The sequence below is a fragment of the Agathobaculum sp. LCP25S3_E8 genome (assembly GCF_052117165.1).
In the GTDB taxonomy this organism is placed as follows: domain Bacteria; phylum Bacillota; class Clostridia; order Oscillospirales; family Butyricicoccaceae; genus Agathobaculum.
Map to the genome: position 1 here is coordinate 21,472 of NZ_JBQKJR010000021.1, position 21,386 is coordinate 42,857.

Here is a 21,386-nt window from a genome sequence, read left to right on the forward strand (position 1 = left end):
TTAATAGGTAAAATGCACAGGAAATTTCTGATAAATCTGCATTGTTGCTGGCAAAATATGACTTTACAATTTTAGTCTCTTCCTTTATAATGCTTAATACAGTCTTGAAAATAAATAAGGGTAAGGAGAGACACAGTATGAAGAAGAATATGACGAAGCGTTTGTTGGCTGCACTGCTTGCAGCGGCATTGGCATTTTCGCTGGCGGCTTGCGGCGGCGGAAACAATGCTGGTAACGGCGAGAACAGCGGTGAGACCAGCGAAACCGGCGAAGCCGCATCGACTGCTCTGACTGAGGAAGAGTATCAGCAGGCGGTTGAGGATCTGAGCACAGAGATGAGCGAGATTCAGAACAGCGCCAGCACGGCTGTCACCGATCCGGAGTCGGCCAAGCAAGTGCTGGAGTCCATGAAGACTTCGCTGAATGATTTTATTGCCATCACTCCGCCGGAAGCCTATGCAGATGCGCATGCAAAGCTCCAGTCCGGCTGCCAGTCTCTGATCGAGTTCATTGATACCGTTGCTGCGATGACGGAAGAGACCGATCAGACCAAGCTTTCTGAGCTGACCACGAAGATGAGTGAACAGTTGCAAGCTGCCATGACCGATATGGCGGAAGGCGCTAGCATGTTACAGGAAGCAAGCGGCTCGTAAAACAGAAAAATAGCAAATCAAAAAAGGCACCCTTCGGGGTGCCTTTGATTTGCACTTTGCGTCTGCATTTGGTATAATACTTGCGAACATGAAACAATACTGCTGCTGTGCGGCGCGGATGCGGAAGAATGGCATCCGCCTGCCGCTGCGGCCTACTGTGTAGACTTATCGGTTATAGAGCAATGGAGGATTATATGGAAAATATCAATGCATGCATAGCGGCACTGCGCGCTGCGGTTCCGGATATAGAGATAGCGGAGGCAGAGCTGATGAGCCGCCATACGACATTTGCCATTGGCGGACCTGCCGATTTATTTGTCACGCCCAAAACGCTGGAACAGCTGTCGGAAGCGCTTAAGGTAATTCGAAACTGCGGCGTGCCGCTGTTGCTGCTGGGCAATGGCTCGAATATGCTGGTTGCAGACGCGGGTTACCGCGGAGCGGTCATCTGCATGACCGAGCTGGATGATGTACGCACAGGCGATGACAGCACGCTGGTGGCGCAGGCAGGCGCACTGCTTGGCCGCGTGGCCCGGCGGGCACAGCGTGCAGGACTGACCGGCGCAGAGTTTTCCGGCGGTATTCCGGGTAGTGTAGGCGGCGCGGTGTTCATGAACGCCGGGGCGTATGACGGCCAGATGGAAGGTATTGTGGAAAAAACCGAATATTTGGACGGCGAGGGAAATCTGCACACACTTACGGGGGAAGAGCATTGTTTCGGATACCGTAACAGTGCATTCCGCACACATCCGGATTGGACGGTTGTGCGCACGACCATGCGGTTGCAGCCGGGTGATCCGGCGGTGATTTTGGATAAGATGAATGATTTTGCGCAGCGCCGGCGCGATAAGCAGCCGCTTAATTTTCCGTCTGCGGGTTCGACCTTCAAGCGCCCGGAGGGCTATTTTGCCGGAAGGCTGATTGAGGACGCGGGCCTGAAGGGTGTTTCAGTCGGTGCGGCGCAGGTTTCGGAAAAGCACGCAGGCTTTTTGATCAATCGCGGCGGTGCGACCTGCGATGAAATGCTTCGTCTGATTGAACTGGTGCAGAAGCGTGTGCGCGAGCAGTTTGGCGTGGAGCTGGAATGCGAGGTGCGCATCGTTCGCTAAAGCGTGGTGCCGAACAAGGGGGTTGGGATAAATGTATTTTTTAATTGTTTCGGGCATGTCCGGCGCAGGAAAGAGCCGCGCGGTTGCCACGTTTGAGGATTTGGGCTATTACTGCGTGGATAACCTGCCGATTGCGCTGATTCCGCGCTTTGCGGAGATCTGCCTTGCCGCAACCGAGCGGTATGAGCGGGTCGCACTGGTCACTGACGTGCGGGCGGGCGGCGATTTTCAGCAGCTGTTTGATTCCCTTGATTCGATCAAAACCATGGGCTGCGATTATCGCATCCTGTTTCTGGATACGGATACACCAACGCTTATCCGGCGCTTCAAGGAGACGCGCCGCAAGCATCCGCTGATGGAAAAAGGCATATCTATGACCACAGCGATCGAAAAGGAGCGCAATATGCTGGCAGCACTCCGCAACCGAGCGGATTTTGTGGTCGATACGACCGGCTTGTCCGCCGCCGGACTGCGTGAACGGCTGCTTGCCTTGTTCTCCGGAACGGAAGGCAGCGGTGCGTTCGAGGTGATCGTGCAGTCGTTTGGTTTCAAATATGGTATTCCGCCGGAGTCTGATTTGGTGTTTGATGTGCGGTTTCTGCCAAACCCGTATTACGAGATGAGCCTTCGTGAGAAAAACGGCACGGACCCGGATGTACGTGACTATGTCTTTCAGGGTGGCACGGCGGATGCGCTGATGGGGCATCTGACCAGCCTGATCGATTTTCTGCTGCCGCGTTACATGGCGGAGGGTAAGTCCAACGTCATCATCGGCATTGGTTGTACGGGCGGCAAGCATCGTTCGGTCGCTATTGCTGAGGCGCTCAGCAAGCATCTGCGTGGACATGATTACGGTGTGGTCACCATGCACCGGGATTACCAGAGATAAAGAGAGAAAAACAGGGAGCAGAAATGTCCTTTTCAACTGAAGTGAAAAATGAGCTGTGCCGTGTATCGATGCAACGTGCATGCTGCACGCGGGCAGAGGCCTACGGCGCATTGCTGCATGCAACAGTTTTCTCCCATCGGGAGATCCGCTTGTCTACAGAAAACGCCGTGGTTGCGCGTCGCTTGCAGGCCTTGCTGCAGCGCGCGTTTTTTGTCGTGTGTGAGCCGCAGCGACAGGGAAGAAAGTATCAGATTGTGGTTGACCAACCGACGCAGATTGGCCGGATTTTTGATGCGCTGGGGTATGACCGGAAAAGCCATGTGACCTATCATCTTAACCGCAACGAGTTGGAAGAGGAGTGCTGCTTAGCGTCTTTTTTGCGCGGTGCGTTTCTGATGGCGGGTACGGTGGCAGGACCGGAGAAAAAGAGTCATCTCGAGCTGAAAAGCGGGCATCAAAGCCTTGCTGGAGAGGAGACCAGTCTGTTGCTGGATTTGGACCTGTCTCCTAAGCTCGCACGGCGGGGCGGCGCGTGCCTGCTGTATTTTAAAGACAGCGCGAGTGTGGAGGATTTTCTGACCCGCATCGGTGCGCCGCATGCGGCGATGGCGCTGATGGAGGCCAAGGTAGAGAAAAACCTGCGCAATACAATCAACCGTCAGGTCAACTGCGAAACGGCCAATCTGGTCAAGACGGCGGATGCTGCTGCGCGGCAGATTGCGGCCATTCGCACGGTACTCGATACGCGCGGCGAGAAGGCATTTCCGGAGAATCTGCGCGAGACCGTTCGTTTGCGGTTGGCGTATCCCACCGATACGCTGGCGGAGCTGGCACAGCGGTTTGAGCCGCCGATTTCCAAGCCGGGGCTGAGCCATCGATTAAAAAAAATTACTGAGTTTGCGTCAAAGGAGGACTAAATGGTACCGTTTGCGCATTTGCATGTGCATAGTGAATACAGCCTGCTCGACGGCGCATGCCGAATCGAGGGTTTGGTGGATCGTGTGGCGGCATTGGGCCAGACCGCGTGCGCGCTGACCGATCATGGCGTGATGTACGGTGTAATCGACTTTTACCGCGCGTGCAAGGCCAAAGGCGTGCATCCGCTCATCGGATGCGAGGTCTATCTTGCACCGCATTCTCGGTTTGATCGCAGCTATATGAACGGTGAGTGGCACAGCCACCTGATTTTGCTGTGCGAAAATATGACCGGTTATCGCAACCTTATCCATATGGTGTCGCTCGGTTTTTCTGAGGGTTTCTATATGAAGCCGCGCATCGATATGGAGCTGCTCCGGGAGCACAGCGAGGGCCTGATTTGCCTGTCGGCCTGCCTTGCGGGCATCATTCCCCGCGCGTTGGCTGAGGGGGATATGGATGGCGCGTATGAGTTATGCGAGCAATTTCTGGAAATCTTTGACCGCGATCATTTCTATCTGGAAGTGCAGGATCACGGTATCGACGTACAGAAGAAGGTCAACGAGGGCTTGTTCCAGTTAGCCGATGAGTTGAACATCGGTCTGGTTGCAACCAATGACGCACATTATTTGACCAAAAAAGACGCGCGCATTCAGGATGTCCTCATGTCCATTCAAATGGGAAAAACGGTGGACGATCCCACGCGCATGAAGTTTGAGACTGAGGAATTTTACATCAAGGATGCGGACGAGATGGCCGCATTGTTCCCAAATCATCCCGAAGCGCTTGCCAATACGGTCAAAATTGCCGAGCGGTGTCAGGTCGAATTTGAGTTCGGCAAATATCACCTGCCGGAATTTGATGTACCGGAAGGGTATACCGCCCTACAGTATCTGCAAAAGCTATGTGATGAGGGCTTTGCCGTGCGCTATCCGAAGGATGACGGCACGGTGCGGGCGCGCTTGCAGTATGAGATTGACATGATTGCCAAGATGGGCTTTGTCGATTACTTTCTGATTGTTTCCGACTTCATCGGATATGCTAAGCGGCAGGGCATTCCGGTCGGGCCGGGGCGTGGATCGGCGGCAGGATCTATCGTGTCCTACTGTCTGGGCATCACCGATCTTGACCCTATCCATTACTCGCTTTACTTTGAGCGATTCTTGAATCCGGAGCGAGTATCCATGCCGGATATCGATGTGGATTTCTGCTATGTGCGCCGTCCTGAGGTCATTGAGTACGTCACCAATAAGTATGGGAAAGACCGTGTCGCGCAGATCGTCACCTTCGGTACGATGGCGGCGCGCGGTGCCATTCGTGATGTGGGCCGTGCGCTCAATATCCCGTATAATGAGGTTGATGTGGTCGCCAAACAGGTGCCCAATGAACTGCATATCACGATTGACAAGGCGCTCTCGGTCAATCCGGAACTGAAGAAAACGTACGACGAGAAGCCGCAGGTACGGGAACTCATCGACACGGCACGCGCGCTGGAAGGGATGCCCCGCCATGCGTCCACGCATGCGGCGGGTGTGGTTATCACCAAGGACCCGGTCGACACCTATGTGCCGCTTGCGCGCAACGACGAGCAGATGGTCACCCAGTTTACCATGACCACACTCGAAGAGCTGGGCCTGCTCAAAATGGACTTTCTTGGTCTGCGCAACCTGACGGTAATTGCGGATGCAGAAAAGATGATTCGCCGTCATGTGCCGGATTTCAGTATCGAAAAGGTGGACATGAGCGATAAGGCCACCTATGAAATGCTGGGCCGCGGCTCTACGATGGGTGTATTCCAGCTCGAAAGCGCGGGCATTACCAATGTCGTTACCGGTCTGCAGCCGCAGTCCATTGAGGACATTACCGCGGTCGTGGCGTTGTATCGGCCGGGGCCGATGCAGTCCATCCCGCGCTATATTGAGTGCCGCCACCATCCGGAAAAGGTGACCTATAAGCATCCGCTGCTCGAACCGATTCTGGGTGTCACTTATGGTTGCATGATTTATCAGGAACAGGTCATGCAGGTGTTCCAAAGCTTAGCGGGCTACTCGCTCGGCAAGGCGGATATGGTGCGCCGCGCGATGAGCAAGAAAAAGATGAAGGAGCTGGAAAAAGAGCGCGTCAACTTCATTCACGGCAACGAGGAGCTTGGCATCGACGGTGCGGTGAAACGCGGTGTGCCGGAAGCGGTTGCCGCAAGCCTGTTCGACGAAATTATGGATTTCGCCAACTATGCGTTTAACAAGGCGCACGCAGTATGCTATGCGGTGGTTTCCTTCCGCACGGCGTATCTCAAATGCCATTATCCGCGTGAATATATGGCGGCGCTGTTGACCAGTGTACTCGATTCGTCGGACAAAATTTCTGAATATATTCAAGCGGCGCGGGAAATGGGCATTTCTGTGCTGCCGCCCGATGTCAACGAGTCGTTTGACGGATTTTCGGTTTCCGGACGGGATATCCGGTTTGGCCTTGCCGCTGTTAAGGGTGTGGGCCGTTCGTTTATGAAGCAGCTGGTGGCAGAGCGCGAGGCGGGAGGACTGTTTTCCTCGTTTCAAGAGTTCTGCGAGCGCATGTACGACCGCGAACTCAACCGCCGTGCGCTTGAAAGTCTGATTAAAGCGGGTGCGTTTGACTCGATGGGCTACCGTCGCAGTCAGCTGATTCAGATTGTGGGCGCGGTGGTGGATGCAATTGCGCAGAGCCGCAAAAAGAATATCGAAGGGCAGATGGATCTGTTCGGTATGGGCAACGATGCGGTGCAGGATACGCAGATTGCGTTGCCGAACATCCAAGAGGTTTCCAAGCGGGAATTGCTTGCGATGGAAAAGGAAACAACCGGACTGTACCTGTCCGGACATCCGATGGACGAATACCGTGATTTGGCGCGGCAGGCGCAGGCGGCTTCGGTCCGGCAGATCATCGACGACCTGTCCGGCGAGAGCGCACAGCCGCAGTATAAGGACGGTATGACCGTTCATTTGGCGTGCGTTATCACGGCGGTGCGGCTCAAATCCACGAAAAACGGTTCGATGATGGCGTATGTAACGGTGGAGGACGAATCAGCGGCTATTGAACTGGTTGTGTTTCCACGCTCACTCCAGCAGTGCGGCGCGTATCTGACCGAGGACAGTGCGGTGCTGCTGACTGGTAAAATTGATGCACGCGAGGATGAAGCGCCTAAGATTCTGTTAAACGAAGCGCAGCCGCTGACCGAAGCGGCGGTCAGCAGTATGCAGGCGCGTGAGCATCCCCAGCAGTCGGTTTATACCGACGCGCAGGCAGCGCGTATGGCACCACAAAAGCTCTATTTGCGCATTGCCAGCATGAAGAGCGATGAATGGCCGCAAATCAAAGAGATTTTGGTCACGCAGCCGGGCGATACGCCGGTATATTTGTACCCGACGGATACTAAGAAAAAGACGCTCGCGGCTCGTCGATACTGGTGCAGACCGGATGTTCCTCTTTTGGAAAAATTACGCTTTCTCTTAGGGGAAGAAAATGTTATAATGAATTAAAGTGAAAATTATCAGCACCGATATAGGGAGGCTCATTATGGACAAGCAGATTCGTAGAATTGGCGTACTCACCAGCGGCGGCGACGCCCCCGGTATGAATGCATTGATTCGCGCGGTCGTTCGAACCGCATCCGCAAATGATATTTCCGTGCTTGGTATCCGCCGTGGTTACAGCGGCCTTATCAACGGTGACATCATTGAGATGGGTGCACGCAGTGTCGACGGTATCATCCGTCGCGGTGGCACGATGCTGTATACCGCGCGCTGCAAAGAGATGATGACCGAGGAGGGACTGCAAAAGGCGGCGGATACCTGCAAATATCTTGGCATCGACGGACTGATTTGCTGCGGCGGCGACGGTACCTTCCGTGGCGCGCAGGCACTTTCCCGCAAGGGGGTGCCGTGCATCGGCGTACCCGGTACGATTGATAATGATATCGTATGCACGGATTACACCATTGGCTTTGATACAGCATGCAATACTGCAATTGAGTGTATCGACAAGCTGCGCGATACCATGCAGTCGCATGAGCGCTGCTCTGTTGTCGAGGTAATGGGACGCCGCGCAGGCCATCTGGCGCTGCATGTTGGCTGTGCAGTTGGCGCAACAGCGATCTGCCTGCCCGAGCGCAAACTGGATTTTGACATCGATATTGTAGAAAAAATGCGTGTGGGCCGCATCAAGGGCCGCAATCATCATATCATCATCGTGGCAGAGGGATATGGCTCTGCCCAGGAGGTTGCCGACCATATTCATGAGGCAACGGGTATCGACACCCGCGTGACCATTCTGGGCCACATCCAGCGCGGTGGCTCTCCGAGCGCACAGGATCGAGTTATGGCAACCCGTATGGGCTATGCGGCTGTGCGTGCGCTGATGGAAGGAAAGACCAATCGTGTGGTGGTATTTGATAACAATCAGGTTACGGATCTGGATATCGAAGAGGGCCTGTCCCGCGATAAGGATTTGAATCAGTGCCTGTTTGAAGCGCAGCAGACGGTTGCAATCTGATGGCGCAGACGGTTTTTATTACAGGCGGATCACGCGGTATCGGCGCGGCGTGTGTGCATGCCTTTGCCGCAGCCGGCTGGCAGGTTGCGTTTACCTATCGCGTCAACCGGGAAGTAGCCGGTGCGCTGGCAGCGCAGACTGGTGCATTGGCGTTGTGTGCTGATCTGCATGACGATAAGGCGGTCAGTCGTGCGTTTGGAGAGGTGCGCGGTCATTTCGGCGCGCCGGATGCTGTGGTGTGCAACGCGGGTATTGCGGAGCAGAAACTGTTTCAGGACATCACGGACGAGGACTGGCTGCACATGCTGGATGTCAACCTGATGGGAGCGGTGCGTACCATTCGCGCTGCACTGCCCGATCTGCTGCACCGAAAGCATGGCAGCATCGTGACCATTTCCTCCATTTGGGGGCAGACGGGCGCATCCTGCGAAAGCCATTATGCGGCGAGCAAGGCAGCGCTGATTGGGCTGACCAAGTCGCTGGCGCAGGAATTCGGGCCGAGCGGCATCCGAGTCAATTGTGTAGCGCCCGGCGTCATCGATACGGATATGAATGCAATGCACAGCGGTGAAACCATGCGCGGGCTGGCGGCAGAAACACCGCTCGGTCGCATCGGTACTGCGGATGAGGTTGCGCAGAGTGTGCTGTATCTTTGCTCAGAGCGCGCTTCGTTTATCACCGGGCAGGTGCTCGGCGTGACCGGTGGATTCTGACCGTTGGACAAATTGGTACACAGAAAAAGGTCTTGCCTGGGGGCAAGACCTTTTTTGATTACAGCGGGCTGAATCCAAAGTAGCTGAGCATGCCGTTATAGATGCCTTGCGCGAAGCCGTAGGGATCATCCTCAAGCTTTTGGGCATCCGCTTTGTTGCTCAGATAGGCCAGCTCGACCAGAATGGCGGGCATGCGGGTGCGGCGCAGCACATACAGGCTGGGGTTGAGCCGCACGCCGTTGTCCTTGGTACCGACACGATTGACAATACCTTGCAGCACATGCTGCGCCAGCCAATAGGGCTGGGTGTTCTGCTGATAAACGTAAACCTCGGTGCCGTTGATGGCGGGGTTGACGTTAGAATTGCAGTGGATGCTGATAAAATAATCCGCAGGCCAGCTATTGGCCATGTTGACGCGCGTGGCAAGGCTGGTCGCATTGCTTGTGCCAAGAATTTCGGTCGGGCTGTTGCGGCTCAGCCGAACGGCAAAGCGCGGGTCGGCGCGCAGCAGGTCGGCAAGGTACATGCTGACAGCATAGTTCACGTCCTGCTCGCGCAAGCCGTTTCCTTCTGCGCCGGTGTTTGGACCGCTCGGGTTGTGTCCCGGGTCAATGAAAATACGGATGGGCAAAAAATCACCTCCTCGGTTCATTGTATTCGGTTGGACACCGGAACGGGACACGGGGGACGGTAAAATAACGCGCTGTGCTTGACGCAGAATAAAGCATGGTGCTATGCTGAATGCAGAAAAATGCAGTAACAGGAGCGGATTCAATATGGCGGAAGTGTTTATTGAGATTGATCAGGCATATGTGGATGGGATTTTGCCACGCAGGCAACCGGATGCGGATAAAAATGCCTTTGGGCGCGTGCTGTGCGTGTGTGGTTCTGCAGGCTATACGGGCGCGGCGTATTTTGCCGCACAGGGTGCGGTGCGCATGGGCAGTGGCGTGGTGACGCTGGCAACGCCCGAAAAGGCTTGGCCGGTGCTTGCAGTCAAGTTGAACGAGCCGGTCGTACGGCCGATGCCGTGTGACGCGGACGGCGTGCTGTCTCGTGAGGCCCTGCCTGTGCTGACCGCTTTGGCTGCGCGGGCGGATGCAGTACTTATTGGATGTGGTCTGGGACGGTCGGACGCGGTGACGGAGATGGTATGTGAACTGCTGCAAGGTGTAAAATGTCCGGTCGTTTTGGATGCGGATGGCATAAATGCGCTTTCCGCACATAAAGATGTATTACAGCAGACGGCGCAGCCGGTCGTGCTCACACCCCATGCAGCTGAGTTTGCGCGACTGAGCGGTATCCAACAGCCGCAAACAGAGGAGTTATCCGCATTTGCACAGGAAAACAACTGTATTTTGCTCTATAAAGGCCATCGAACACGCATTTTTGCACCGAATAGCACGATGTACCGCAACCACTCGGGCAATCCCGGTATGGCAAAGGGTGGAAGTGGAGATGTGCTGGCGGGTATGCTGGTGTCGCTGTGCGGGCAGGGAATTTCGCCGGTGCAGGCAGCTTGCGCTGCCGCTTGGCTGCATGGCCGCGCGGGGGATTTGGCGGCAAACCGACGGAGTGAGTACGGTATGACGCCGGGAGATATGCTGCAATACCTGCCCGAACTGCTCAAACGGTACAATACAAGGGAGTGGTAACCTGAAACGGTTTGTTTGCATAGCCATGCTGCTGGCGGTGGTATTGTCCGGCTGCGGCGGCGATACGGCAGCGGACGGATTAACCGTACGCACACATTTTGAGGAGCTGGCCGGATTTGAAGCGCATTTGAAAATTTTATCTGATCTGGACCAATCGGTACTGGAATATGAAGTGGATTACGTTTATAATAAGGAAGATAACGACACTTTCACCATCACCGCGCCCGAAAGTCTTGCCGGCATCGGCGGTACCATCGCGGGTACGGACAGCGCTTCTTTTGTATTGCAGTATGACGGCCTCGCATTGGATGACGCGATGCCGCAGCGCACGGGACTAACGCCTGCGGATGCACTGTTCTGTCTGCTGGATGATTTGCGCCGTGCAGAACCGACACAGATTTGGACGGAAAGCACCGGCGGCGTAAAACTGTTGGCGCTGCGTTATGAGCAGGATGGCGACGATGGGAAGGTCGAAAAGCAGGTGTGGATCACCGAACAGGGGTATCAGCCGGTCTGTGCCGAATTGTATGCGGACGGCGAACGGGTGCTGCAAATTCAGGTGATGTCCTACCGGGAAACATAAATCTGGGGATGAATAACAATATGAAGCCGAGCAAACACCGCACTTGGGCTGAAGTGGACTTGGGTGCGATTGAACACAATTACCGTGTGATTTGTCAGCAGGCGAAGGCGCCTGTGCTGTGTGTGGTCAAGGCGGACGCATATGGACATGGCGCTATACCGGTCGCACAGCGTCTGCAAGCGATGGGCGCGCCGTATTTTGCTGCCGCAACCGTGCCGGAAGCGGTCGAGCTGCGTGAAAACGGCATCACAAAGCCCATTTTGATTTTGGGCTATGTCGACGAAGCGGATATGGACACCATTGCACGCCAGCATATCACCGCACCTGTATACGACGAGGAAACTGCGCGGCTGTTGAGCGATGCTGCGGTACGCACAGGAGAAAAACTGACCGTTCATTACAAGCTGGACACCGGCATGACTCGTCTGGGGTTTCCCGCATGGGAGCGTGAACAGACAGTTGAGCGGATTGCATCTTGTGCCAAGCTGCCGGGACTGATATCCGAGGGTATTTTTACGCATTTCGCGGTTTCCGATGTGCCGGAAGGCGAGACGTATACCGAATTGCAGTATCAGCGTTTTGCGGATGTGTGCAAGGATTTGCAAGCACGCGGATTGGAGCTTCCGCTGCGGCATTGTGCCAACAGCGGCGCAATCCAAAGCTATGAGCGGATGCACTGCACGATGACGCGTGCGGGGATTATTCTGTATGGATATCGTCCGGATGCTTCCGTGCCGCCGGTGTTGGATTTACGGCCTGCAATGACGGTCAAGGCACGTGTGGTGCAGGTGCGTGATATTCCGGCACACACCACGGTTAGCTACGGACGCACCTATGAAACGGACGAGCCGACCAAGGTAGCAGTGGTTTCCATCGGCTATGCCGACGGCTTTTTGCGCACCGGATCGGGCAAAGCGCATGTGGTGCTGGCTGGACAAAAGGCGCCCGTACTCGGCCGCATCTGTATGGATATGTGTATGGTGCGTGTGCCGGACGGCGTGAACGTGCGCCGTGGTGACGAGGTGACCGTGTTCGGGCCGGAGGTCTGGACGGCCGAGGACACCGCCGAGGCGGCAGGTACCATTTCCTATGAGATCATCTGTGCGGCAAGCAGCCGTGTGCCGCGATTCTATATCGGTTGACGATTGGGCAGCACACTGCATAGGATGAAGCGGGAAGAAATTCCCGCCCGCGTCTGGGTGAATTGGCAGACATCTGTTATATTTTTTCGCAGCGCGGGGAAAATAGGTTTGCGGACAAACCGCAAATCTATTTCATCGGAGTGTGAACCAACGTGGATACCAGCATCAAACGGGGAGATATTTACTATGCCGATCTCAGTCCGGTGGTCGGCAGTGAGCAGGGCGGTATCCGCCCGGTGCTGATCGTGCAGAACAATGTGGGCAACCGCTATAGCCCGACCGTGATCGCCGCCGCCATTACATCGCAGATCAACAAGGCCAAAATGCCGACGCATATTACGCTCGGCGCGCCCAATTACGGCCTGACCAAGGATTCCATTATCCTGACGGAGCAGATCCGCACGCTGGATAAGCGTCGGCTGCGTGAAAAAATGGGGTCGCTGGATGAGAAAGCGATGCGTCATGTGGACGAAGCGCTGGCGGTCAGCTTTGGTCTTGGCTCTGTACAAGGCTGAGGGCATATCAGTAAAGCAAAACGCGTATCCTGTAAGCAGGGTACGCGTTTTTTTAAGGAGGTGTGGCAATGCGGACGGCGGTGGAATATGAAGGGAAACCGGTGGGCTGGCTTTTATGGGAGCCAGATGCATACGGTGCGCAGATTGAGGTGGATTGTGAAATGCCGTCCGGTGCCCCCCTGCTGCGCTGCTATGGGGAAACCGGTGACGCGCCGCTGCTGGTCGGCCTGCCCGCGCCGGAAGACGGCAGGCTGCGGTTGAGGAGGCATCTGTCCAAAGAGACGCTTAAGGCAGCAGGATGTATAGAAAGCCCGCCCACGGCGTTCTATCTGGCAGAGCGCCCTCGGCAAAAAGACGATGTTGTGCCGCAGGTAGAGCAGTTTCCGCAAAATACAACATTGCAGCCTCCGGACCATGGAAAGTCGCCGCTCCGGACAGGCGATGCGGTGCTGGACGCGCTGCTGGACAGTGGCGAGGTGCATGCGGAGCGTATACAAGAGGGGATTCGCCTGCATTGTCTGTTTGCGCCAAACCAGCCGTTTGGACTTGCGCCTGCGTTTGTGCTGTGTCGGGTGGAAGGGGATGAGGCGACGCTCGACTGGATAAAAAAGGACGCAGCCGATGTGGCTGCGTCCGATGCCGAACAGAATGTTACTTGACGATTGTCTTAGCTTCCATATAGTAGCGTTTTTCATGCGCTTCGCCCATGGAGAAAGTCTTTCGCGGGAGCACGCCGTCAAAGACAACGCCGCGGAACAGGTCGTTCTTGGCGATGTCCGGCAGGATAAAGCCCAGATTGCCGGGCTTTTCGGCCAGATTGCACACCACATCCGCACCGTGGATATAGTCGATGCGCGTGGACGAGTGCGTTTCCAGATAGTTATCGAGCGCGGTCTGCATGGTGGCAACCGGGATGGACCACTTGGGGTTTTCGACCACAAGCACACCGGTCTTTTCTGCTGCACAGAACGGGAAAATATGGGCCGTGGTATCGGCGGGGGCCTCGTCCGCAACATAGGCCTTGCAGCCTTGTGCTTCGTAGAATGTGGTCAGGCCGTTCAGCAGTTCATTGGCATCTACCCCGAACAGGATGCGGTGAATCGGCTCAATAATCAGGCTCTCGTCATGGATGTTGACCACCTCGACCAACACGAAACGCGCAGGGTGGTTTTCCTGCTCCTCGGCGGACAGTCCGGCCTTGACTTCTTCCCAGTAGGCCTTGGCGGTCGCCATCGAGTGGTTGCCGTCGCCGACCGCATAGGGCAGCAGGGCCTGCGCGTCGGTACAGCCATACTTGTGGTTAAAGATTTCGCGGTCGCACAGGGCTTCCAGTCCTGCTTCAATGGTATCGGTCTGTGCGCCCTTCGGGATGAACCAGCCGGTGATATGGCCGCCGTTCTGCATCAGGTCGGTGTCGTACACCTTTTCCAGCTTTGCGGTCTGGTCAAACAGCGGCTCGATGATTTTACGCTCCGGGTCATCGATGAGGATCATGATATGCGGCAGCTCTATGCATGCGCCCTGACGAACCTTGAGGCGTGGCGGAATGCGCTCGACCACGGTTTTTTCGGTCGGACGGATGAGCGAAGCCGAGCCGGGGGTGTATTCATAGGCTTCCAGATCGACTGCCAGCACGATGCCGCGGCGCGGGCAGCTGCCGCCCGACCAACGCTCGGTCAGGATGACTCCTGCGGGCAGCGTGCGCAGCGTGCCGTCCTCGATGTAACGATGCATGGTGCTATGAATTTTCTCGGTGCGCTCGGCAACATCATCCTGCTCCAGATAAACCTCAGGCAGTGTCAGACGCAGGGTAGAAGGTGCGTCGCCAACTGTCCGGTCGGTCTCGGCCCAGTATTCGGGCTGGGAGGTATATTGGTCGCAGGCGATGACCGCCCATTTGGAAAGATCCGTGCCCTCGCGGGGCAGCATAATTTCGGGAATATGAGTGCAGCGGTTTGCCATGGTTGTCATTCCTCCTGTAGAAGATCATATATATGGAATGGTATAAGTATAGCAGAAAACAGGCCATTCGGTACAATTTTTTTTGAATTCTTGCAAGTTTTCGGAAAAATGCCCTGTACACTTGACGAAAGAGCGTAGATATTATACAATGTAATTTGAGAAATGCATATGGTTTTTGTATAAGAAATACAAGAAAACAGGAGGATACGGCTATGGTCAAGTTTAAAGCGATCGGCGTTTCGGAGGGGCTTGCACATGCTAAGGCCTTGGTCATCAAAGAGGAGGATTTGACGGTCGTCAAAGACAGCATCACGGATGTTGCGGCCGAGCAGAAACGCGTGACCGATGCTGTGGCAAATGCAAAAAAGCAGATTGAAGCATTGCGCGATGAAGCGGAGAAAAACATCGGTGCGGCGGAAGCGGAAATTTTTGATGCGCATCTGCTCATGCTGGACGATCCGGACTTCATTGAGGGTATGACCAATCTGGTGGAAGAGGAAAAGGTGTGCGCGGAGTATGCCTGCTTTGTCAATTGCGAGAATTTTCAGGCGATGTTCCGCGCAATGGATGACGAATACATGCAGGCGCGTGCGGCGGATATCGGGGACATTTCCAAGCGTGTGCTCAAAAATCTCAAGGGCATTGCGGACAATGCGATCGATTCGATTACTGAACCGTGCATTATCATTGCCAACGACCTGACGCCGTCTGATACGGCGAAGATCGGCTCGAAGCCGGTTGTTGGCTTTATCACCCGCATCGGTGGTCGCACCAGCCATTCTGCGATTATGGCGCGCTCGATGGGCATTCCGGCTATTGCAGGCGCAGGCGATAAGGTAGACGGCATTGAGGATGGTTCCGATCTGCTGCTGGACGGCGTGGCAGGCGAAGTCGTGGTCAACCCGGATGAGGAAACACTGGCGCAGTTTGCAGAGAAGAAAAAGGCGGAGGACGAGCGCAAGGCGATGCTGGCCAAGTTTAAGGATCGCCAGGGTGCAACGAGCGATGGCCGCCGCATTGTGGTTGAAGGCAACATTGGTACGCCGGACGATGCAGTCCGCGTGGCGGAGCTGGGCGGCGAAGGCGTTGGCCTGTTCCGTTCCGAATTCCTGTTTATGGACCGCGATGATCTTCCGAGCGAGGAAGAGCAGTTTGAGGCCTATAAGAAGGCGTGCGAAACCATGGCGGGCAAGCCGGTCATCATCCGTACGCTGGATATTGGCGGCGATAAGGAAGTGCCGGCGCTCGAGCTTGAGAAGGAGCAGAATCCCTTCCTCGGTTACCGTGCAATCCGTATCTGCCTGAATAAGACTGATTTGTTCCTGACTCAGCTGCGTGCGCTGCTGCGTGCGGCAAAGTATGGCGATTTACGTATTATGTTCCCGATGATCTCCTCAATTGAGGAAATCCGCAACGCCAAGCAGATTCTCCGTCAGGCGAAGGATTTGCTGGCAGCTGAGGGCGTGGAGCATAATCCGGATGTCAAGGTCGGTATCATGGTGGAGATTCCGGTGGCTGCTGTCTGCGCGGATATGCTGGCCAAGGAAGTTGATTTCTTCTCGATTGGTACCAACGACCTGATTCAGTATTCCTGTGCGGTGGACCGCATCAATGAGAAGATTTCCTATCTGTACCGTCCGCTGCATCCGGGTGTGCTGCGCCTGATTGCAATGACGGCTAAGGCAGCCAATGAGAATGGCATTGAGGTCGGCGTGTGCGGCGAGATGGCCGGTACGCCCGGCATGGCACCGGTGCTCTGCGGTCTGGGCGTGACCAATCTGTCCATGTCCGCTTCGGCAATGCTGGCGGCGAAGGCCGATCTGGCAGCGCACTCGTACGCGGAGTGCAAGGAGCTGGCGGATAAGCTGGTGGCAGCGCCGAGCGCCACCGATGCAGAGCAGATTTTTGCCGCGTGGCGTGGTTGAGCAAGATCTGCTTAATAAGACCGTACAATGTGATGCGCTGCATCTCATAAAAGCAAAACAAAGCCCGTTCACTTTAAGGTGAACGGGCTTTTTGTATTTGTACGGTGGGCTGTCAGCGAGGCTGGCGGGTATGAAATACGGCGCCGCGGTCGAAAATCGACGGCGCGGTATTGATACCGCCGAAGCGTTTGTCCAAGTCCCGGTCAAAAATGGATGCAGCGGTGTTCACGGGCTCAAAAGCCCGGAACTCCATTTCCTCTTCGGTTTCCTCATCGGGAACGGATGGGAGCTTTTTTGCATTCATGCGCTGGTTTTTTTCCAATTGCTCAATGGAACGCATGCGGCATTCTCCTTTCAGGTCAGCACAAGATTTGCATATGGCTCAAAGTCCGCGCGGGTGAATACCTTGCCGGTTTTGACAAATTCGTACCGGATTGCCTGTAGGTAGTGCTTCATATGCACATCGCCGTCGCTTTCCGGATCGGCAGCGGCGAGAAACGCAGCGTTCAGAATACAGTTTTTGATATTACCGCCAACGAACTCAAAGCGCTCGGCCAAAAAGCGGATATCCACATCATCGGCCAGCGGCGTACCCTTGGGAATGGTGGTTTTCCACAACATTTCGCGGGTGTCCGGGTCGGGGAACTGGAACTCGACGATGAATTTCATGCGGCGGAAAAACGCGGGGTCGATGTTGTGTTTGTAGTTGGTAGCCAGCACGGATACGCCATCGTATGCCTCAACCTCCTGCAGCAGCAGCGCGGTTTTGTTATTATTGGAGGATTGGTTGGAGCCACCATCATCCGAGCGCTTGGCAAACAGCGTGTCGCATTCGTCGAAAAACAGCACGACGTTACACTTTTTTGCCTCACGGAAAATCATCGAAATGGATTTTTCTGTTTCGCCTACGTATTTGTCAACGACCTTGGATAAGTCGACACGGTACAATTCCAGATTGAGCGCATTGGCGATAACCTGTGCACACATGGATTTGCCGGTGCCGGGCGCGCCGAACAGCAAAACGGACAGGCCGCGGCCGTACTGATACTTTTTCAAGTAGTTCCAATCCTCATATACCTGCTTGCGATAGGTCATTTGGTCGACTGCATGCTGTAAGGCTTCGCGCTGGTCCTTATTCATAACGATGTCATCCCAAGTGAAGTTTGCGGGGATGCGCGTAGCCTTTTGCGTTAGCTCATGGCTCATCTGCGCGTTGCATGCTTTAAACAGCTTGTCACGCGAAATCAGAATTTCCTTATCCATCGAGGCAAGGCTGCGTGCCTGATGCAGTGCGTTTTTAATTTTGCCGCCGGTAAACAGGAATTTGGTGGCCATTTCGGACAAATCGACATCTTCTGCCATCGCATATCCTTCGGCATAATGCTGCCAGAGCGCGATGCGTTCGCGGTTGTTGGGCGTGGGCAGTTCCAAATGAGCAAAGTCCAGTGAGGTCATTTCACGCAGGGGCAGTTTGTCACGGCTGTGTGTGAAAACCGCCACACCATGGTCGGACAGCCGCTCGAAGCATAGGTCCATATAGCCGAAAAAGCGATCCTTCTCCTCCTCGCGGTAGGATAGATTGGTCAGACAGCAGCATGCCTCGGTAAGCAGACACTCGCGCGCGACCGCCCACAGAGCTTGCTGAACAAAGGTAAAGTCATAGCCAAACAATTTGGCACCGTCGACCGTGATGCAGCGCAGTCCCTTCTGGGCGCAGAAATGGCGGATGGTGAAGCGGCGCCCCGAGCCTTCGTCACCGTAAAGAGAGAACAGGCGCACGCCGTCTTCGTAGGCGATGGTGAGCGCATCGAGTACCTGCTGATTGGCGAGAAAGGGGTCGAGTTCCTGCTCGTTTGTCAGCATTGAGAAAAAGCGTTTGTAATTCTGGTCGATGCGCAGCGGATCGCAGCCGAAAAGGAAGTCAATCAGACGCTTATCGGGGGAGACAATGGTAGAAAAGGGCAGATCTTGGTTAATTTTAAGGTCAACCACAGGTGCAAGCTGTTCGAGTGCGCGCGACATTTCGCCGTAGGCTGTGGTGATGGAAAAGTCTTTGCCGTAGTAAACACGCGCAGCGGATTCGATGCTGGGTGCAACCAGATTGCCGTTCTGGCCGATGACCTGAAAAATAGATGCATAGTTGGTCTGCGTGGCGGAAAGCATGGCGCAGGCAAAACAGAACAGGGAGAAGTCGCTCAGATGCAATGTCTCACACAGCTGATGCATCGGCAGCGGAACTTGGGTAGCTGCCGCGCGCTGCCGCAGCACATGCAGCATGGCGGCGATATCGGTATCGGCTTCCGGTTCGGGCGCAGCGGAAGGCAGGTCGTTGGCAAAATCGGCAAACAATTCATCAAATTCACTGTCGAACAGTGAATTCGGAGTATCTTCCGATTTGGAAGAGGGCGCTTGATCGGACGCCGGCAGCTGTGTACTGAGAAAATCGTTGACATGCTTTTCACACAGTCTGTTAGCGATCTCCAGATCAGGGTAAAGGATATTTTTCAGATTGCCGTTTTCTGATGTGAATGATTGTATCAATTGGTCAACATACTGGCTCAGCAGCTGGTCAACGCAGGCAAACAGGTAGCTGGTATATTGCGCATAGCTTTCAAACGGTGTTTGAGCAGATGCGGGAGTAAATAACTGTGGGATATTCATGTTAAATGACCTCCGTTGACAGGCGCAGTGGTGGGCTTTGTGTTGAAAATGTAGCCTGCCCCACGCACAGTCTGGATGATGCCGGTGTGGTTGGGGTCAATTTTTTTTCGCAGGTTGGAGATATGCACCATAACTGTACGGGTGTCTCCTGCGCTGTCAGCTTTCCAGATATGGCGGTGCAGCTCATTATAAAGCAGCAGGGTGTTGGGGTGGTCGGAAAAATAGAGCAGCAGATCGTATTCGATGGTGGACAGCGAAACGGGTTGTCCGTCCCCGTCCGTGAGCCGAACGCAATGGTGTTCGGTGTCAATGGAAAAGCCGGGATATTCTCGTGTGCCAAGCGGTGCAGGCTGTATGGGTGCCGCACGATGTCGGCGCAGGTTCGCTTCAATGCGCGCCAGCATTTCGTCATAATTGAGCGGTTTTATCATGTAGTCATCCCCGCCGGATTGCAGTGCATGGATGATGGTTTGACTGTCATCTTGGCAGCTGGCAAAAATAATCGGGCACTGTGAATGCTCACGTATCAGCGCGCAGAGTTCCGTTCCTCGCCGGTCGGGCAGGACAACATCAAGAATAATGAGGTCAAAGGTATTATTTTCCAGCAGCGTAAGCGCTTCAGCACAGGAATAGGCTGCGGTAGATACGTAACCTGCGTGTTTGAGGTGTAGGCGGATAATATTGGAGAGGTCAGGTTCATCCTCCACAACTAATATTTTTATCATAGGTTTTTGCTCCCTCGATGTTAAGTCGAAACACACATGCACATGCACAGGCGTGACTAGGGTAAGCGCACAAAAGTGCGATAAGAATATAGGATATTATTATCATATCACGCTGCTTTTTTTCGTGTCAATTACTTCGTATGGGAATTTGCAGAACTGATATGCAAGAATAGATAAAAAAGATTGCGTGATAATGCAAAAAAAGGTATACTGAATATGATAAAAGCGTGGGGGAAATCTATCACAGCATAGTTAGGTGAAAAGAAGATGACACAGCGGGAGAAAAACAGACGGCTGTATCTTACCGGTGCATGCGCCGTGGGGTTCGAACTGTTGCTTTGCATATTGGGATATATGCAAATGCTCGACGGCTGGACGGTGCTGGTGGGTGCGTTGGTATGTGCGGTGATTGCGGTATATGCGTATCGTCTGCGGGAATGTGAGAAGGAAAACGAAGTTCTGAACGGACAGCTTGCGCAGGAACAGACACGGCTGCGGTTGGTGCAGGCACAGCTGGAGCAGGAGAGAAAGGACGCTGCGAAACAATTGGAGCAGGAGCGCGCAGCGTCGCATCGTGCGTTGCTGCAGATGCAGGTCGAGTGTGAGGAGCGTAACGAAGCATTTTTCAGCCATGTTTCGCATGAGCTGCGCCTGCCGGTTTCGGTTGCCATCGGCTATGCCGAGCTGCTGCGTGACGGCGTTATCGAGGAGACGGAGGAGCAGCGGGAATATTTGGGTAAAATTGCCGACAAGCTGAAGTACATGAATGAATTGATAGGGCGCAATCTGCAAAAGGTGCGTGACGGCGAAGCCGATTTATCGGAAGGACTGCAAAAGGTTTCGTTTGATTTGGTTGATTTTTTGCAGAAGAATCTGGGCGATTTGCGCGCGGCAGCGCAGGAAAAGGATATAGATTGTCAACTGGTTACGCTTGTTCCGGCCATGCCGGTTTTGGCCGACCCGATTTTGATGCAGCATATATTGGATAATCTTGTGGAAAACGCCATGAAATACATGGGCAGACCAGGTACGGTGACGTTTCTGCTTGCGTATGGCGAGAATGAAGTGGTACTCACTTACCGAGATGACGGCTTCGGTATGGACAGTGCGCAAACAGCGCACATTTTTGAAAACGGTTTTCGTGGAAGCAATACACAGCGCTTGAGCGGCAGTGGACGTGGGCTGCATCTAGTGAATATTATCGTTCATGCACATGGCGGACGCTGTGAGGCGGAGAGCGCCCCAGGTATGGGAATGCGTATCGTCCTGCATTTGCCGATTGGCAAGCCACAGTCAGAAAATATATAAAATGACGGAAAAAGACACGGATTTTGTGAGTTTGCACAAAATCTGTGTTTTTTATTGCATACAATAGGAGGAGAAAAAGGGAAAAATGAATGTTTTTAGAT

The 21,386-nt window shown here is 54.5% G+C and carries 19 protein-coding genes; 14 read left to right on the forward strand and 5 right to left on the reverse strand.

Annotated features, from left to right (window positions below; genetic code table 11):
• Positions 1–137: 137 nt before the first annotated feature.
• From ACTQ34_RS08965 to ymfI, 7 genes are all read left to right on the forward strand, one after another.
• The gene (locus ACTQ34_RS08965) at positions 138–653 is read left to right on the forward strand and encodes a DUF6376 family protein (protein ID WP_441363499.1); all 516 of its coding nucleotides are present in this window, start codon (positions 138–140) and stop codon (positions 651–653) included.
• 194 nt (positions 654–847) lie between these two features.
• Positions 848–1,762 carry a UDP-N-acetylmuramate dehydrogenase gene (murB, locus tag ACTQ34_RS08970; protein WP_441363500.1) on the forward strand — a complete coding sequence of 305 codons (915 nt, stop codon included), beginning with the start codon at positions 848–850 and terminating at the stop codon, positions 1,760–1,762.
• Positions 1,763–1,793: 31 nt separating this feature from the next.
• Positions 1,794–2,651: an RNase adapter RapZ gene (gene rapZ / locus ACTQ34_RS08975; RefSeq protein ID WP_441363501.1), complete on the forward strand. Its 858-nt coding sequence runs from the start codon at positions 1,794–1,796 to the stop codon at positions 2,649–2,651.
• Positions 2,652–2,674: 23 nt separating this feature from the next.
• Positions 2,675–3,568, forward strand: coding sequence for a DNA-binding protein WhiA (gene whiA, locus ACTQ34_RS08980; protein WP_441363502.1), 894 nt, complete (start codon positions 2,675–2,677; stop codon positions 3,566–3,568).
• Positions 3,569–7,084: a DNA polymerase III subunit alpha gene (locus tag ACTQ34_RS08985; protein ID WP_441363503.1), complete on the forward strand. Its 3,516-nt coding sequence runs from the start codon at positions 3,569–3,571 to the stop codon at positions 7,082–7,084. It abuts the gene before it with no gap.
• A gap of 37 nt (positions 7,085–7,121) precedes the next feature.
• Positions 7,122–8,096 (forward strand): 6-phosphofructokinase, encoded by a 975-nt coding sequence (pfkA, locus tag ACTQ34_RS08990; RefSeq protein WP_373163481.1) that lies wholly within the window; start codon positions 7,122–7,124, stop codon positions 8,094–8,096.
• Complete coding sequence (gene ymfI / locus ACTQ34_RS08995) at positions 8,096–8,809, forward strand: elongation factor P 5-aminopentanone reductase (RefSeq protein ID WP_441363504.1); 714 nt, start codon at positions 8,096–8,098, stop codon at positions 8,807–8,809. Before pfkA ends, ymfI begins: the two co-directional genes overlap by 1 nt.
• A gap of 58 nt (positions 8,810–8,867) precedes the next feature.
• Here the strand turns inward: ymfI and ACTQ34_RS09000 are convergent, their stop codons facing one another.
• Positions 8,868–9,440: an N-acetylmuramoyl-L-alanine amidase family protein gene (locus tag ACTQ34_RS09000; RefSeq protein ID WP_441363505.1), complete on the reverse strand. Its 573-nt coding sequence runs from the start codon at positions 9,438–9,440 to the stop codon at positions 8,868–8,870.
• Positions 9,441–9,585: 145 nt separating this feature from the next.
• Here ACTQ34_RS09000 and ACTQ34_RS09005 point away from each other — a divergent pair, with 145 nt between their 5' ends.
• From ACTQ34_RS09005 to ACTQ34_RS09025, 5 genes are all read left to right on the forward strand, one after another.
• The gene (locus ACTQ34_RS09005) at positions 9,586–10,464 is read left to right on the forward strand and encodes an NAD(P)H-hydrate dehydratase (RefSeq protein ID WP_441363506.1); all 879 of its coding nucleotides are present in this window, start codon (positions 9,586–9,588) and stop codon (positions 10,462–10,464) included.
• Between the two features lie 25 nt (positions 10,465–10,489).
• Positions 10,490–11,047, forward strand: a complete 558-nt coding sequence (locus ACTQ34_RS09010; RefSeq protein ID WP_441363507.1) for a hypothetical protein — start codon at positions 10,490–10,492, stop codon at positions 11,045–11,047.
• A 20-nt stretch (positions 11,048–11,067) separates the two neighbouring features.
• The gene (alr, locus tag ACTQ34_RS09015; protein ID WP_441363508.1) at positions 11,068–12,189 is read left to right on the forward strand and encodes an alanine racemase; all 1,122 of its coding nucleotides are present in this window, start codon (positions 11,068–11,070) and stop codon (positions 12,187–12,189) included.
• A 152-nt stretch (positions 12,190–12,341) separates the two neighbouring features.
• Positions 12,342–12,704: a type II toxin-antitoxin system PemK/MazF family toxin gene (locus ACTQ34_RS09020; RefSeq protein WP_125114755.1), complete on the forward strand. Its 363-nt coding sequence runs from the start codon at positions 12,342–12,344 to the stop codon at positions 12,702–12,704.
• A 68-nt stretch (positions 12,705–12,772) separates the two neighbouring features.
• The gene (locus tag ACTQ34_RS09025) at positions 12,773–13,363 is read left to right on the forward strand and encodes a hypothetical protein (protein WP_441363509.1); all 591 of its coding nucleotides are present in this window, start codon (positions 12,773–12,775) and stop codon (positions 13,361–13,363) included.
• Here ACTQ34_RS09025 and ACTQ34_RS09030 read toward each other — a convergent pair.
• Positions 13,356–14,666: a DUF1015 domain-containing protein gene (locus tag ACTQ34_RS09030; protein ID WP_441363510.1), complete on the reverse strand. Its 1,311-nt coding sequence runs from the start codon at positions 14,664–14,666 to the stop codon at positions 13,356–13,358. The two genes, ACTQ34_RS09025 and ACTQ34_RS09030, sit on opposite strands and share 8 nt — an antisense overlap.
• 212 nt (positions 14,667–14,878) lie before the next feature.
• Here ACTQ34_RS09030 and ptsP point away from each other — a divergent pair, with 212 nt between their 5' ends.
• Positions 14,879–16,591: a phosphoenolpyruvate--protein phosphotransferase gene (gene ptsP / locus ACTQ34_RS09035; protein ID WP_441363511.1), complete on the forward strand. Its 1,713-nt coding sequence runs from the start codon at positions 14,879–14,881 to the stop codon at positions 16,589–16,591.
• A 112-nt stretch (positions 16,592–16,703) separates the two neighbouring features.
• Here ptsP and ACTQ34_RS09040 read toward each other — a convergent pair whose 3' ends face one another.
• Genes ACTQ34_RS09040 through ACTQ34_RS09050 form a run of 3 tightly spaced genes read right to left on the reverse strand, consistent with a single transcriptional unit; the run spans position 16,704 to position 19,977 of the window.
• Positions 16,704–16,931, reverse strand: coding sequence for a hypothetical protein (locus tag ACTQ34_RS09040; RefSeq protein WP_441363512.1), 228 nt, complete (start codon positions 16,929–16,931; stop codon positions 16,704–16,706).
• A gap of 14 nt (positions 16,932–16,945) precedes the next feature.
• Positions 16,946–19,252, reverse strand: coding sequence for an AAA family ATPase (locus ACTQ34_RS09045; RefSeq protein ID WP_441363513.1), 2,307 nt, complete (start codon positions 19,250–19,252; stop codon positions 16,946–16,948).
• Complete coding sequence (locus ACTQ34_RS09050) at positions 19,249–19,977, reverse strand: response regulator transcription factor (RefSeq protein WP_441363514.1); 729 nt, start codon at positions 19,975–19,977, stop codon at positions 19,249–19,251. Before ACTQ34_RS09050 ends, ACTQ34_RS09045 begins: the two co-directional genes overlap by 4 nt.
• A gap of 267 nt (positions 19,978–20,244) precedes the next feature.
• On the opposite strand from ACTQ34_RS09050, the gene ACTQ34_RS09055 reads away from it, so the two are divergent.
• The gene (locus ACTQ34_RS09055; RefSeq protein ID WP_441363515.1) at positions 20,245–21,285 is read left to right on the forward strand and encodes a sensor histidine kinase; all 1,041 of its coding nucleotides are present in this window, start codon (positions 20,245–20,247) and stop codon (positions 21,283–21,285) included.
• Positions 21,286–21,386 lie beyond the last annotated feature (101 nt).

Coding starts and splice junctions, on each gene's coding strand:
- ACTQ34_RS08965 (WP_441363499.1), top strand. CDS start 138: ATGAAGAAGAATATGACGAAGCGTTTGTTGGCTGCACTGCTTGCAGCG.
- murB (WP_441363500.1), top strand. CDS start 848: ATGGAAAATATCAATGCATGCATAGCGGCACTGCGCGCTGCGGTTCCG.
- rapZ (WP_441363501.1), top strand. CDS start 1,794: ATGTATTTTTTAATTGTTTCGGGCATGTCCGGCGCAGGAAAGAGCCGC.
- whiA (WP_441363502.1), top strand. CDS start 2,675: ATGTCCTTTTCAACTGAAGTGAAAAATGAGCTGTGCCGTGTATCGATG.
- ACTQ34_RS08985 (WP_441363503.1), top strand. CDS start 3,569: ATGGTACCGTTTGCGCATTTGCATGTGCATAGTGAATACAGCCTGCTC.
- pfkA (WP_373163481.1), top strand. CDS start 7,122: ATGGACAAGCAGATTCGTAGAATTGGCGTACTCACCAGCGGCGGCGAC.
- ymfI (WP_441363504.1), top strand. CDS start 8,096: ATGGCGCAGACGGTTTTTATTACAGGCGGATCACGCGGTATCGGCGCG.
- ACTQ34_RS09005 (WP_441363506.1), top strand. CDS start 9,586: ATGGCGGAAGTGTTTATTGAGATTGATCAGGCATATGTGGATGGGATT.
- ACTQ34_RS09010 (WP_441363507.1), top strand. CDS start 10,490: ATGCTGCTGGCGGTGGTATTGTCCGGCTGCGGCGGCGATACGGCAGCG.
- alr (WP_441363508.1), top strand. CDS start 11,068: ATGAAGCCGAGCAAACACCGCACTTGGGCTGAAGTGGACTTGGGTGCG.
- ACTQ34_RS09025 (WP_441363509.1), top strand. CDS start 12,773: ATGCGGACGGCGGTGGAATATGAAGGGAAACCGGTGGGCTGGCTTTTA.
- ACTQ34_RS09030 (WP_441363510.1), bottom strand. CDS start 14,666: ATGGCAAACCGCTGCACTCATATTCCCGAAATTATGCTGCCCCGCGAG.
- ptsP (WP_441363511.1), top strand. CDS start 14,879: ATGGTCAAGTTTAAAGCGATCGGCGTTTCGGAGGGGCTTGCACATGCT.
- ACTQ34_RS09040 (WP_441363512.1), bottom strand. CDS start 16,931: ATGCGTTCCATTGAGCAATTGGAAAAAAACCAGCGCATGAATGCAAAA.
- ACTQ34_RS09045 (WP_441363513.1), bottom strand. CDS start 19,252: ATGAATATCCCACAGTTATTTACTCCCGCATCTGCTCAAACACCGTTT.
- ACTQ34_RS09050 (WP_441363514.1), bottom strand. CDS start 19,977: ATGATAAAAATATTAGTTGTGGAGGATGAACCTGACCTCTCCAATATT.
- ACTQ34_RS09055 (WP_441363515.1), top strand. CDS start 20,245: ATGACACAGCGGGAGAAAAACAGACGGCTGTATCTTACCGGTGCATGC.